Source organism: Paraglaciecola marina, assembly GCF_004360155.1.
Taxonomy (GTDB): Bacteria; Pseudomonadota; Gammaproteobacteria; order Enterobacterales; family Alteromonadaceae; genus Paraglaciecola; species Paraglaciecola marina.
In genome coordinates this window covers 273,444-287,634 of record NZ_ML178721.1, presented here as the reverse complement: position 1 = coordinate 287,634, position 14,191 = coordinate 273,444, and the positions used below count along the sequence as shown (strand labels likewise).

At 39.9% G+C, this 14,191-nt stretch carries 10 protein-coding genes; 4 read left to right on the top strand and 6 right to left on the bottom strand.

Annotated features, from left to right (window positions below; translation table 11 throughout):
• A partial coding sequence (locus EOK74_RS20790; RefSeq protein WP_166638705.1) for a hypothetical protein occupies positions 1 to 1,720 on the top strand: 1,720 nt, incomplete at its 5' end.
• 680 nt (positions 1,721 to 2,400) lie between these two features.
• Positions 2,401 to 3,036 (top strand): nucleoside deaminase, encoded by a 636-nt coding sequence (locus EOK74_RS03300; RefSeq protein ID WP_133468476.1) that lies wholly within the window; start codon positions 2,401 to 2,403, stop codon positions 3,034 to 3,036.
• 78 nt (positions 3,037 to 3,114) lie between these two features.
• Here the strand turns inward: EOK74_RS03300 and EOK74_RS03295 are convergent, their stop codons facing one another.
• Together EOK74_RS03295 and EOK74_RS03290 are read right to left on the bottom strand one after the other, a co-directional pair.
• Entirely contained in the window at positions 3,115 to 4,047 is a 933-nt protein-coding gene (locus EOK74_RS03295; protein ID WP_133468475.1) for a 2-hydroxyacid dehydrogenase, read from the bottom strand.
• A 116-nt stretch (positions 4,048 to 4,163) separates the two neighbouring features.
• On the bottom strand, positions 4,164 to 5,330 hold the full coding sequence (locus tag EOK74_RS03290; RefSeq protein ID WP_133468474.1) for a YHYH protein: 1,167 nt from the start codon (positions 5,328 to 5,330) through the stop codon (positions 4,164 to 4,166).
• A gap of 221 nt (positions 5,331 to 5,551) precedes the next feature.
• Here EOK74_RS03290 and EOK74_RS03285 point away from each other — a divergent pair, with 221 nt between their 5' ends.
• Entirely contained in the window at positions 5,552 to 6,724 is a 1,173-nt protein-coding gene (locus tag EOK74_RS03285; RefSeq protein WP_133468473.1) for a benzoate/H(+) symporter BenE family transporter, read from the top strand.
• A 4-nt stretch (positions 6,725 to 6,728) separates the two neighbouring features.
• Positions 6,729 to 7,370, top strand: coding sequence for a GntR family transcriptional regulator (locus EOK74_RS03280; RefSeq protein ID WP_133468472.1), 642 nt, complete (start codon positions 6,729 to 6,731; stop codon positions 7,368 to 7,370).
• On the opposite strand, the gene EOK74_RS03275 is transcribed toward EOK74_RS03280, so the two are convergent.
• From EOK74_RS03275 to EOK74_RS03260, 4 genes are all read right to left on the bottom strand, one after another.
• Positions 7,361 to 8,572 carry a pyridoxal-phosphate-dependent aminotransferase family protein gene (locus EOK74_RS03275; RefSeq protein ID WP_133468471.1) on the bottom strand — a complete coding sequence of 404 codons (1,212 nt, stop codon included), beginning with the start codon at positions 8,570 to 8,572 and terminating at the stop codon, positions 7,361 to 7,363. The two genes, EOK74_RS03280 and EOK74_RS03275, sit on opposite strands and share 10 nt — an antisense overlap.
• Before the next feature lie 201 nt (positions 8,573 to 8,773).
• Positions 8,774 to 9,688, bottom strand: a complete 915-nt coding sequence (locus tag EOK74_RS03270) for a LysR family transcriptional regulator (protein WP_133468470.1) — start codon at positions 9,686 to 9,688, stop codon at positions 8,774 to 8,776.
• A gap of 166 nt (positions 9,689 to 9,854) precedes the next feature.
• Positions 9,855 to 11,864, bottom strand: coding sequence for an excinuclease ABC subunit UvrB (gene uvrB, locus EOK74_RS03265; RefSeq protein ID WP_133468469.1), 2,010 nt, complete (start codon positions 11,862 to 11,864; stop codon positions 9,855 to 9,857).
• Positions 11,861 to 13,240 carry an MATE family efflux transporter gene (locus tag EOK74_RS03260; RefSeq protein WP_476704075.1) on the bottom strand — a complete coding sequence of 460 codons (1,380 nt, stop codon included), beginning with the start codon at positions 13,238 to 13,240 and terminating at the stop codon, positions 11,861 to 11,863. Before EOK74_RS03260 ends, uvrB begins: the two co-directional genes overlap by 4 nt.
• Between the last annotated feature and the right edge of the window lie 951 nt (positions 13,241 to 14,191).

Below are 14,191 nucleotides of genomic sequence, written 5' to 3'. Positions count from 1 at the left end.
TACTTCAGACGAACTATTTAATACCAATATCACCAATGTCACTACAGCAACTGCTGTAGCCTTAGAGTTAGCCGCAGACGGCGAAATAACCACTGCAGAAGCTTTAGAAGCAGCTCAGGTGCTTATCGATGGCAGTCTTATATTACCATTTGCCACTGCCATTAAACTGGTGATTGATTACGCAGGTAGCAATCCAGACTTAGCTTTACCCGACACAGTGGCAGATACCTTCGCACTTATCAGCGATCAAGAGGCCATCTATTCTTATATTAGTTACGCTAAAGATGAATACAGTGACAGCTATACCGTAGCGCAAGATGCTATTTTAGAAGATAGTACATTGATTGATAGCAGCTTAGGTGAGTCTTCGTTGGTGGGTACTTTTTACGTAGCTTCGAGTGATGGCAGCAGTTATGTGAGCGGATATCAATTGATTTTAAACAACGACAATACTGGAGTAAAACTTAGCCATGAGCGCCAAGCAACCGGCTCAGGTGAAAGCGAACTAACATGGAGCATAGATAGTGGAAGCCTTACTCTTAACTATGCCGAAGAAGACACCTTTAGTTACTATTACACAATTGACCCAGCAGTTGGCAATGTCACTGCTGACTACACGCTTAGTTCAACTGAAATGAACATAGTAAGCGAATTTGAACATAGTTTATTGGTCAAGGTCGTTGATTTTACACTAATTGAATATCCAAACGGCGAGTATGACTCCGATACAGAAGAATCAATTCCATTAATTAACTCAATAACAAAATCGTCAGGTATTCTTGATGCTGCCGGCGTGTTAGAGATGGGGGTGGAATATGCGCTTAGTATTCCTATTTTATCAGAGGTGATTGAAGCACCTGATAATCTAAATTCGCTAAACGATAGTGAGGTCACATATGGTCATGTGTATGCAGTATTTTCTGGTGAGCCCAACACGGGTGGCGATGTCATTTTAAACTACCCTCAAGCAAGCTATGAGGGCAACACCACCTACAACCAAGTAACGGCAACTTGGTATATCTCAGATATTGGCCAACTTATTATTGACTACATTGACGGTTATATAGAATCAAACATATTAAGTTACGAAGACAATACTACGCCCATAGCATCAGTGTTAATTGAAGAAGAGACTAATAACTTTAAAATTTCAGATTCTGGAAGGCATTTAAAACGAATCAGCGCATGGACGGAAGATAACATTGTCGGTATTTATGCACTTAATTTGAGCTATTTAGATGATCCAAACGATGTATTCTGGATTGAACTTTATGAGGATGGTACTGGACTACAGGTCAATACGCGGTCAGGAACAGAACAAATAACAAGCTACACTGTACCCATCCTATGGCAGCTGCAAGATAGCGGTATACTGTCTATAAGGCGCTATAGAGATGCTGACAGAGCCGTCTGCGAATCTGAGGTTTTTGATCCGACACCACAGGATATTTGTAACCTTTATCATGAACGTGAATTAGATTTATTCAGTATAAAAACAGTCAATGACCAACTAAGAGTTCATACGCTAAACACTCACAAATATTTTAACGATTATAGGGTGAGAGAGCATGACATCAGCTACACAGAGCATGCTCTAAGTCTACAAAGTTCTAGGGAAAGATATTGGCTCAAATTAGACGAGCGCCCTGTTGAAATCGATATTTCTAGTGCCAGCAATTTGAATGTAGGATTCAGTGATTCTAGTAATATCCATTTTTAAAAAGCAGAGTCGTCTTCATCTATAACCTATAAATTTTGGGTTTGTTGATAAACTCTATAACCAAACCCGATGTGAATATTGACCTCACATCGGGTTTGGGTAGATTAACTTTATATATTTTGAATTTTTCTGTAGCCCTTTAGCTGACCACGATTTGATCTTAGAGAGCCATTAAGTTGCCTGAATAAAAGATGTTAACGTGATTTTAAGTAACATCTGAGCCAGCTCCCCTAAATGAATGATCAAAGCCTGTTTAGATTTCCAGCAGGGTAATGGAAATATTTATTATCGCGGAGCTAGCACGATTGCGTTTTGCGCAGCCATACCTAGGATTCACTTCGACTTTAATTTTCCAATAAAATCGCCAACTTGGCATGTGTTCGAGCAAAACACACTAACAAGCAAATCTTTTATTATTTGCTTAAGAAAGCCAATAAAAGTCACAAGTCCTCTTTAAATTAAGCTCGCACAAAATTCGTGCAAATCAATTGATTCCGCACCGGAACAATCAGCACCAAATGCCTAAATCAAAGGTTAAACATGCTTTGGTAAAGAGCCTTCACTGTTAATTATCAATTAATATAGAGCGCTCAACAACGCTGCCCACAATAGTTAACTCTTGGCATCTTTCGTGCTGCCTATTAATCCACACAGTCGTTGATTAACTTGAAGGGCAAATCATGAGTAACACATTAAATCGTAGAAAAGTAATGCAATATCTTGGTTTTTCTGTTGCAGGTTTAGGTCTTACTCCCCTAGGTTTTGCGAAAGGATCAAAAGCTGATGATGCCAAGCTTGAAGAAACACTATCAAACCCAAGTTTACAACACCCTCCGGGTCAAGATCCCGCTCTTAAACAGATGGTTAAACACTTACGAAGAGCAAATGATGTTGCAAATAAAGCAGTTCAAAGTGGTCACCATCCTTTCGGAGCTGTCTTGGTTGATGCAGATAATGAAACGGTTGTGCTTGAGCAAGGAAATGTAAGCTCTGTGGCTCATGCAGAGTCTACCCTAGCACAACGTGCCGCCGAGAAATTTAGCCCTGAGCAATTGTGGGGTATGACCCTCTACTCTACAGCCGAGCCCTGTGTTATGTGCGCAGGCACACAGTATTGGGCGAATATAGGTAGGCTAGTTTATGGCATGTCGGAGCGTCAATTACTTGATTTTACAGGTAATCACGAGCAAAACCCAACACTTGATGTCCCTAGCAGATATGTCTTTTCAAAAGGTCAAAAGGCAATCCGTGTTTGGGGCCCTATAGACCAAGTCGTACCTGAAATAGCCGCGCTTCATCAAGCATTCTGGAAATAGTAAATTTTGTTTTGAATTTGGCGCTACCAAACAAGTGACTCAGTTATTAAGTGACCAGTCATAAGACAATCTCTTAGTTCAGTATCCTACGGCTCTATCCACTGTGCCAATCATGGCTTGGCCTTTGGCATACCGCTGTACATTTTCTACTAGCACCTTACCAGCACTTTCATCTTGGGTAATAGCGGCAATATGAGGGGTAACTATCACATTAGGGTGTTGCCACAACCTATTTGAATCAGGTAAGGGCTCGGTATCAAACACATCTAATACCGCAAAGCTCAAATGCCCTTTATCAAGTAACGTGAGCAGGTCTTGGGAAACTAATTGCTCACCGCGCCCCACATTGATAATACTGGCCCCTTGAGGTAATTGACTTAAGGTCTTGTTATTGAGGATCCCCTGAGTGTGTATGGTTAAGGGCAACAAGCTTACGAGCACATCAGTTTGAGATAAAAACTCTTCAAGTTGCTCCATACCACTAAAACACCTGACACCCTTTAGCTGCTTAGCGCTGCGACTCCAGCCATTAACACTAAAGCCTAGGGCTAATAAACTATTAGCTGCAACTTGCCCCAAGGTACCTAACCCCAGTATCCCCACCCGCCTTTGTGAAGTAGCCTTTGTAGGCAGTTGCTTCCAAGTAGCCGTTTTATTTGCATTTATGTAATGGAAGGTATCACGGTGAATATTGAGCACATGCAGCGCGATAAACTCCGCCATGCCTTTGGCTATGCCTGGGTCAAGCATACGCACCACTTTAATGTGCTCTGGCACTGTATCTAGGTTAAGCTGATCGACACCGGCGCCTACTGAAAAAATCACTCTTAAGTTGGGGTAATCTTGCTGATAGTCTCTTGGTAGTTTCCAAACGATCATCAATTCGATAGCGCCCTTGTCTGTTGCATTAGGCCAGTGTTGCCATACTAAATTAGGTAAAGCATCTGCGAACATTGCGCGCCAACAATCATTACGGTCTTGTGGTCCTCGAAATAAGATATGAGTTGCCATTGAATTTATCTTTTACCTTGTATTGATATAACCATTTTAGCCACGGTTTAAAGGAGATTTAAACTTGTTTATTTGCTAGATACCAAACTACATTAGATTCCTAGCAGCAAAGAATCTTATCTAGGTGGTTGAGGTAGTGCCGCTTTTAATGCAGCTTCACTGATACCTAATTCTTTAGCCGCAGCACTTATATTAAGCTTTCTGCCCCCGTTTTTCTTAACCACTTTAAAAAGTTCACTTGCGGTTATACCCAGTTTGTTCGCAGCTTGCTCAAAACCTGGAGGTGTTCCCCCTTTATGTCCGGGGCCACCACGCCTGGGACCTTTTCCTCCCTCTGCACCAATACCTTGTGCCGCATTAGTTGAGAAGTTGTTTTTAGCTACCACACCACTCAAGCAAGTTGGCAGGTTAGGAAAAGTAGCTGAAGCATGGTAATGATAAATGGGCTCAGCACTATCTGGCGTCGGGCCAAGATGGCCATTGCAGGTATCTAGGTCCGTCGGAATTCTACCATCGTAATCAATGTTTCCATAAATAGGATAACCATCAAAAGCATAGGCAAACATGGCATTTGCATTTTGCTCTAAGGAACACTCTGCATCCACAGCATTACGTTTAAATACACTATTAATATCTGTAGAGGTTGCATGCCAATGGTACCAGCCGCCTGGGTCTACATGACCACCACAAGTATCCAATGCAGGCATGTGTCCAGTATCTAAAACAGATGGAGCATCAGCAAAAATCGGCACACCATCTAAGGCAAGCCCTACTTTAGCAACGGTTCCAAGCTTTGTAAGTTTTTCGCTTTTTATAGGTATTCTAGGTAACAATACTGTCATTTCGACTGACGTATCTACAGAGGCTTGTAGGCACGTATTTTCACTAGCAGGTTGTGTGGTACGCACATCAGTGATGAAGACCTCTCCTTTTTCATCAAAAAAAGTATAACCTTGCTCACTTAGCATATTCAAGAAAGCTCCACCAATACGATACAGGCCGGTTTCATCTCCATCCCAATGCCAAACTCCTCCTTTTTCTGCGGTCGTTTGGGGGCAAAATGGTCCTATGCTTAAATTGTCTGGTAAATACTTGACGATATACTTAATACACTTACTGACGTCACCATTTTCAAGTTCACAACTTACAATTTGGGGTTCGCTCACTAATGCATCCTTACTGATACCAGCAGCATCAGCATGGGCCCATACTGATAGAGGCTTACCTAGTAACACCATGGCCGAGACTAAGTTAACTAGCGTATTAGTCCTTAATGTTCTCATAACTTTTTTTCCTATATAAAACTGGCCCGCAACAATCCGCCTCACGGCGTGACAACTAAGTTGTATTTTTTAGTTCATTAGGAACTTGATTAAACACTTTAGTTGCAAGACTTGGTAACTTCTCAAAACTTTGCATAAACCCCTAACTCTTATTTTTTCACTATGAGCATGGATAAAAACATGATAAATTTTGTATACATTTTATAAAAAGAATACAAAAATTGAAAGTTAAGCAATTCACCTCAGATGTAAGTTTATCAGCTATTACTGCTGGTTTTGTCGCTGTGTTAGTGGGCTACGCAAGTGCTTGGGTTATTGTATATACAGCAGCGGTTGCCGCCGGTGCAAGCCAAGCAATGATAAATTCTTGGATATGGGCTTTAGGTATCAGTATGGGTCTAGCCTGCTTAGGGCTATCCTTATATTACAAGCGCCCTATTATTATTGCGTGGTCTACTCCGGGAGCGGCATTATTAGCGAGCAGTTTAACGGGAACAACTATTTCCGAATCATTGGGTATTTTTGTTTTTGTTGGCGCCTTAACCTTGTTGACTGGCCTTTCTGGTTGGTTTGACGCGCTGACTAAACGTGTCCCTATGCCACTAGCTTCGGCAATGCTAGCGGGTATTTTAGTGCAATTTGGTCTAAATACATTTGTATCCTTGCAAGCCGAACCGCTTATGGTAGGGGTAATGATCATCACCTTATTCATTGCTAAAAGATGGTTGCCCAGGTATGCGATTCTAGCGGTGCTTTTAAGTGGCTTTATGTGTGCCTACACTTTGAATTTAGTCGATTTGAATCAAGTAACATGGGGGCTTTCTACTCCAATTTGGACCACTCCCAACTTTAATTTAAGCTTACTAATAGGTGTTGGGATCCCCTTATTCATTGTCACTATGACATCACAAAATATGCCTGGTGTTGCTATATTGCGCTCTGCTAATTATGAACAAACACCCATATCACCGATCCTTAGTTGGACGGGTTTACTTAATATAGTATTTGCACCTTTTGGGGCTTTTTCTTTAAACCTAGCAGCAATAACGGCTGCCATTTGTGCCAGCTCTGAATCCCATCCAAACCCAGAAAAACGTTATATTGCAGGGGTATTTGCTGGCCTGTTTAATATTTTGTTTGGTGTTTTCGGTGTCACTGTTGTTAGCCTATTTGCGGCGTTTCCGACAGCCATGATTTCTGCATTAGCCGGTTTAGCATTACTTAGTACAATCAGTGCCAGTTTGCATGGGACATTTCAAGCACCCGAGTATCGAGATGCCGCACTCATCACATTTTTAGTGACGGCGTCTGGGGTATCTTTTTTTGATGTTGCATCGGCATTCTGGGGAATATTGATCGGCTTGGGTGCCTTAGGCTTGAGTAAAAAAGGATAATCAGATGATATCTAAACAACCTGCAGAGACTCTCTATATACAGATGAAGCAAGATATTAGAGACAATAAGCTGCCCCTTGGCACCCCCCTAAAGCAAGAGCAACTATCAAATCAATATGGGGTAAGTCGAATTCCCATACGAGATGTATTACAACGATTAAAAAATGAAGGCTGGCTTATTACTAGTGGTAAACGAGGGGCCATGGTTAATCCACTAAACGCCACTGAAGCTGAAGACTTATATCTGATGCGTAGCGACTTAGAGCCTCTTATCTTGGGCTACGCAATGACCCATCTCAATCATCAAATAATTGGCAAAGCGACCGACATATTAGAGCAATTGGAGCAGCCGGGGCTCACAATACAAACCCATGGTGAATTGAATTGGCAGTTTCATGGAGTCTTGTATCAAGCAGCAAACAGGCCCACACTTTTTAATAATATAAACAACTTACATCAATTATGTTCTAGATATATTGGCTTTCAAAATATGGAATTAAACTATCAAAAAAACAGTCAAAAAGAACATTATCAATTATTAAATGCCTTGCAGAAAAAACAACTAGGCCAAGCCCAACAAATTCTAAAACAACATATTAGTCAGGCAGGAAAAAATTTAGTGGCCTACCTCAACAATCATATGTGATCCTCAAAGCCACTTTTATCTAATGAGCTTTCTAAAGCAGCCATGCCAGCAGGCACATCGAGTTTGTGACCAAGGGCATTAAAACTGGTACCAAAAGCGTGTAGGGTTCGAAACAAATTATGGGCCCTACACTGCTCTCCCATTTGCCCAATACGCACTATATTTGCACCAAAAGAACCTGATATTTCGACCTTGTACCGGTTAGACATAGTACTTAATAGCTGCTTTGCATCTATCCCATTTGGCACAGAGATCCCAACCACTGAGTTGAGTCTGGCAGTAGGTTTAACATATAAATCTAATCCCATAGCTTCTATACCAACCTGCAAGGCTAATGAACTGCGTTGATGTCTATCAAATCTACTTTTTAGAGTCTCAGTGCAAACTAAACGTAATGCTTCATGGATGGCCAAAATGCCTGATACGGGTGCGGTATAGTGATAAGACTTTTTATACCAAAACTGGTCAGCCAACTTAGCATCTAAACACCAATGACGTAATTGATCTGAACGAGACTGGATATGCTCCCACGCTTTATTTGAAAACCCAATGAGTGACACCCCAGGTATGCACGACAAACCTTTTTGCCCTCCAGTAATAACCGCGTCTATTCCCCAAGCGTCCATATCGAACTCCATGGTACTTAAAGTACACACGGCATCAACAATCACTAAGCAATTGCGCTCTTTCGCAGCAGCGGCTATTGCTGCCAACTCAGAATTACATACTGTACTCGAGGTTTCACCTTGGACTATGGTCAATACTTGAGGCTGGTGCTTTTCAATATAATCAGCAACGACTTCAGGGTCTGCACTTTGGCCTTCTTCTACGACTAAACGCACAACATCAGCTTCAACACGCTCTGCCATTTCAGCTAAACGGCCGCTAAAAAAGCCATTACACACGCTTAACACTTTACTACCTGGTACGACCAAGTTTGCCACGGCCATTTCCATTGCTGCTGAACCTGGACCTGCGACACCTAAAATGTGCCCAGTTTCAGTTTGAAAAACATATCGAGACATCAGTTTAACTTGCTCGATAATTTGCGCCATCGTATCGCCTAGGTGATTGATAACAATACCATTAGCAGCCGCAACTCTGGCAGGAATAGGCACAGGTCCCGCCCCCATCATTAATAGTGGTTCTTCAGGTAAAATATTATCTAACGACAAGATATTGTCAGGCGACTTAATTCGCACATTGGTTCCTTAGTATTATGAGGTAAGTCAATGAGTATACTGAAATTTATGGGCATGTAGTGCTTAAAATAGTCAAGATTCACTTCAGTTATTTATATTTGATGCTTAAAATAACTAACAACAGGAGTATTTAATAAGGGATTAACAGTAGAACACCAATGGCCTTGGATATCCTACTGATTTTACAAGGGTAAAAATGAATTAGACTTGTTGAATAAAGTAGGAGATTTCTTTAATCAAATGCCTGAGGACTGGATTTAAACGGGTGTTTTTACCGTTCATCACAAACAAATCATGGCTAAATTCAAACATGCTGCCACCCACTGGTACTAGTCCTAAACCAGCCGCTTGGTTAGTTAACATATAGTCCGGTAACAAGCCGACATATTCACCTGTCATAATGGCTGATAAACACGCATCAAAAGAATCAGAGAATGTTTGAATACCCATGCGTATATCATCACAAATATAATTGGCAGATGACAAGCCAGAAATACCTATAGCAGGATAATCACTAATATTAATACTAGCTGGTAAACCGTCTTTGTACTTTGCTAGAGGGTGAGATGGCGCACAATATAAACGTCCTTTACATGCTATCTCTATAGGATGGAAAGTGACAGACTCAGGTTTAACCATATCGTAAGTTGATAATACAAGGTGGCATTCTCCAGATAGAGCAACATGTTCAACTTCGTTATATAATCGTGTCTGTATATTGACATGAATATCATTAAACTTTTTCATGGTACTTTTAACAGACTTACTGACGGCTAAATGATATGACAGAGGTAACCCAGCCATCATCACTAAAGTAATGTGACCAGAATAATCATCATGTAGACTTTTTAAGTTAAACACAAAGTTATCAAAAGAGTTGAAGATACGTTTGGTTTCTTGGAAAACGACTTCGCCTTCTTTTGTCATTTGAAAGCCACCGCGGCCACGGTGACACAAAACTAAATCTAAACGCTCTTCTAACTTTTTAATTGCAGCACTAATATTAGGGCGCTGCATACGAAGCACTGGTTCTGCTGCAGTAAAGCCATTGCATGAAGCTACAGCATAAAAAACTCGTAATAATTTGATATCCGATTCTTGAAGACGGTTTAACATGGCGCATCCATATATAGGTATGTTTATTGATACTAATAACCATATTAAAAAAGGCCCGAGAGGATTACAACGTAAATTTTAGCATAATATCTAATCACACCAATTTTAAAGCGCCCAAAATCTTACTCAAGCCACGAATTGCTTAGCTTGGGGAGGTTTTAAAAAATTAAGAATTTTTTACAATCTGGGCCCGATATGCTTCAATTTCATCCCTTAAATTCGCCGCTTTTTCGAATTCTAACTCTTTTGCGGCCTTAAACATTACTTTTTCTAATTCAGTAATTTTCTGCAAAATCTGTGGCGTACTTAAAGCTTGATACTTCTTAGAGCTTTCGGCCACCAACCTAAGTTTCACTTTATTATCAGATGTACCATCCCCTAAATCCATAATGTCGGTAATAGGTTTATTTAATTGTTTGGGGGTAATACCATTTGCCACGTTATGGGCAATTTGTTTTTCACGCCTTGCATCTGTTACATCAATGGCCCGTTGCATCGAACCGGTAATTCTATCACCGTATAAAATAGCTCGACCATTTATATGCCTTGCCGCCCTTCCCATAGTTTGAATAAGAGATTTATCTGACCGTAAAAATCCCTCTTTATCTGCATCAAGTATGGCAACTAAAGATACTTCGGGCATATCTAAACCTTCTCGAAGTAAGTTAATACCCACTAGCACATCAAACTTACCAATCCGCAAGTCTCTTATAATTTCAATTCGCTCAACAGTGTCGATATCTGAGTGTAGATAACGCACTTTAACGCCATGTTCATCAAGATAATCACTGAGGTCTTCAGCCATACGCTTGGTTAAGGTTGTAACCAATACCCGCTCATTCTTTGCAACACAGATATGAATTTCAGATAACAAGTCATCAACTTGGGTGGCAACCGGACGGATTTCTATTTCAGGATCAATTAAACCTGTAGGACGAACCACTTGTTCTACTATGTCGTCAGGAGCTGCAGCTAATTCAAACTTACCTGGTGTAGCTGAAACATAAATAGTTTGCGGGGTAATCTGTTCAAACTCTTCAAATTTTAATGGTCGATTATCTAGAGCTGAAGGCAATCGAAACCCATATTCTACTAAGGTTTCTTTTCGGGAACGATCACCTTTATACATAGCCCCAATTTGAGAAACCGTAACGTGAGACTCATCAATAAACATCAAACCATCCGCTGGAAAATAGTCTATTAATGTTGGAGGCGGATCCCCGGGATTACGACCAGACAAATACCGCGAATAGTTTTCAATCCCAGAGCAATAACCTAACTCTTGCATCATTTCTATATCAAATTGACAACGCTGCGATACCCTTTGTTCTTCTACTAACTTATTGACTGACTTCAACTGCTCTTGGCGCTCTTTCAGCTCAACTTTAATATGTTTAATGGCATCTAAAATCTTTTCTCTGGGTGTCACGTAATGGGTTTTTGGGAAAACGGTGGCACGTGTAACGGTTTTCTCCACGGCCCCGGTTAAAGGATCAAAGATACTGATCCGTTCAATTTCTTCATCAAATAACTCTACGCGGATACCATGGCGTTCAGAATCGGCTGGAAATACATCAATCACATCACCTCGTACTCGAAAAGTACCGCGCTCAAAAGCCACATCATTGCGGGTATATTGGATTTCAGCTAGGCGCCTCAAGATATCCCTTTGGTTCATGATATCCCCTTGACGAAAATGCACTAACATTTTCATATAAGACTCAGGATCACCCAAACCATAAATAGCAGATACACTAGATACAATAATAACGTCTCGCCTTTCCATTAAAGACTTTGTGGCAGACAAACGCATTTGTTCAATATGTTCATTAATAGATGCATCTTTTTCTATAAAGGTATCACTAGAAGGAACGTAAGCTTCTGGTTGATAGTAATCGTAATAAGATACGAAGTATTCCACCGCATTGTTTGGGAAAAACTCTTTCATCTCACCGTATAATTGCGCAGCTAAGGTTTTATTGTGAGCCAAGATTAAAGTAGGCCGTTGCACTTTAGAGATGACATTGGCCATAGTGAAAGTTTTACCAGAGCCTGTTACCCCTAGTAAAATTTGCCTAGCAAGTCCATCTTCTAAGCCTTCAACTAATGCTTTTATTGCGGAGGGTTGATCCCCTGCTGGTGAATACTCTGACGAAATTTCAAATGCTCTGCTCATACCAACTCTTTCTTCATATCTTCAACTGCCAAATGTGTTTTTAACACTTTTTTAAACCAAATAAATGCAATACATCCAACCATTACATTTGCTGCAACCGACCCCCAGAACAGCCCCACTAACTCAAAGTAGTGACTACCAATAAATGCAAAGGGCACAATAAAAACAAAAAGCCTTATAATATTTAGAGATAAAGCTGCCATTGGCATATGCATAGCGTTAAAAGATGAATTCGCTAAAATGGTGAGCCCTTGGAAACCATATCCAATAGGTACAATAACTAAAAATAACACAATGATTTTTACTACATCAGGCTCATCTGTAAAAATACCAGCGATGAACTTAGACGATAACGCAACAATAATAAAAATAATGCCTTGCCAAACCAAAACAAATTTAGCACAAACCGAAAAAGCTTCGCTCACTCTCTCTAACTTATTTGCCCCTAAGTTTTGACTAATAAAAGGAGGTAATGACATAGATAAAGACAACACCACTATGGATGCTATTGACTCTAACCGACCACCTACTCCCCAAGCAGCCACCGCAGAAGGCCCGTAACCTGCAATAATAGCCGTAACTATTCCCGTTGAGATCGGTGTTAGCATATTTGCCCCCGCCGCTGGCAAACCTATTTTTAAGATACCACCTGAGCTACGCTTTAATTCTTGCCAATTAAGCAGCCTAGGCTCTATTAACTGCCGCTGTATCGCCAAAATATAGAATATATAAATAACCGCTAGTCCCCAAGCGATAAGTGTTGCCAGAGCGGCTCCTTGAATTCCCATTCCCGGTATTGGACCCAAGCCAAAAATTAAAAGTGGATCTAAAATAACGTTAATGACACCACTTGTGGCCATGACAATGCTGGGTGTTTTGGTATCTCCAGCAGCCCGTAATACACTGTTACCCACCATAGGCATAGACAAAAAGACACCAGCACCATACCAAATCACCATATACTCACGAATAAATATCAATAGTGCTTCATCTGCCCCCATCAATTTGAAAATAGGGTCGATTGTGAATACACCGAGGACGGCCAGCACAACTGCCATCAACATTGTCAACATCAATGCACCTGTAGCCGTTTCTTTTGCTTGGGTTTGTTTTCTTGCTCCTAATAATTTTGCAATAACGGCAGAAGTGCCAATCCCTAATCCAATATTTAAGCTAATTACGGTAAAGGTGACCGGAAATGTAAAACTAATAGCAGCGAGTTCCTGAGTGCCCAGCATACCGATAAAAAACGTATCAACTAAACCAAAGGTCATCATAACGACCATTCCGATGATCATTGGAGTAGTCATTTTTCGAATCGTCACTGCAATATTGTTATTCAACAAATCTGGGGACTGCTTAGCTTTTGTTTTCAAGACTAAAAATACTCACTATATTTGATTAAGTTTTGCGTGGAAATAGAACTAAAGATTGGGTCAAGCATATGACATAAAAATGGCTAGTTAAATTTCAAACCTGCCTAAAGACAGCGCATTATAATAATTCAGCTCAATAATACGCGATTTTGGTTGAGTTATTGGCTATTTTCCAAGTTAAAAATGTTGTTATATTGTTAACAAAAACAATATTTACAAGTGTATCAAATAAAAGACATACTTTAGTCTAAATTTTGACGCTTTTCCGTTATTACATTTGTGTGACAGCGGTCTAGTACAAAGCATAAAGAAAATAAACCCTTAGTTTTAAATTTAAAAAAACAAATATGAGGCAACTTTTATTTTTTTCTTTAAAAACAACACACAAGAAATTGTAAATAAAAATATAAAATTTATTTTTTATTAACGCAATCGCGTAAAATACGCATAAGCAATTGATATTAAAGTAATTTTAAAAAATTTATGATCTTTTTAATTTGACCTATTGACAATGAAATCGTGTTCAAATTTTATTAAGTTACAATTTAATGCACAACCTTATCCACAGGTTAAGTGGATAACTGCCTAGGCGCTTTATATTACGCTGGGTGAAGATAGATCCCCTCCGACTTTACGTTGGTAACCACTAACCTTTTGCAAGGCCTTCAAAGGTTACAGTTTCGTTAAACACTGTAATTAAAAACAGTACTCAACACATTATTAATAACAAAAAGCTATAACAAAACATAAAAACGATCTTTAAGTAAAAACACATAGAATTTGAACAATTTGCACAAAAATAAAACAATGATTTTGCCATAAAAAATTAATTCATTAAAAACATTAAAATACTTGCCGACGAGTATTGACAGGGAGCAGTATGCTCATTAAGATTCGCCACCGTTGAAAAGCAGCTTGATTTACTAAATCTTCTGTTTTGAAGTGACGATA

Excerpts from the sequence above, each read along its gene's own strand:
- EOK74_RS03300 (WP_133468476.1), top strand. The coding sequence starts at position 2,401 with ATGAGTAACACATTAAATCGTAGAAAAGTAATGCAATATCTTGGTTTT.
- EOK74_RS03295 (WP_133468475.1), bottom strand. The coding sequence starts at position 4,047 with ATGGCAACTCATATCTTATTTCGAGGACCACAAGACCGTAATGATTGT.
- EOK74_RS03290 (WP_133468474.1), bottom strand. The coding sequence starts at position 5,330 with ATGAGAACATTAAGGACTAATACGCTAGTTAACTTAGTCTCGGCCATG.
- EOK74_RS03280 (WP_133468472.1), top strand. The coding sequence starts at position 6,729 with ATGATATCTAAACAACCTGCAGAGACTCTCTATATACAGATGAAGCAA.
- EOK74_RS03270 (WP_133468470.1), bottom strand. The coding sequence starts at position 9,688 with ATGTTAAACCGTCTTCAAGAATCGGATATCAAATTATTACGAGTTTTT.
- uvrB (WP_133468469.1), bottom strand. The coding sequence starts at position 11,864 with ATGAGCAGAGCATTTGAAATTTCGTCAGAGTATTCACCAGCAGGGGAT.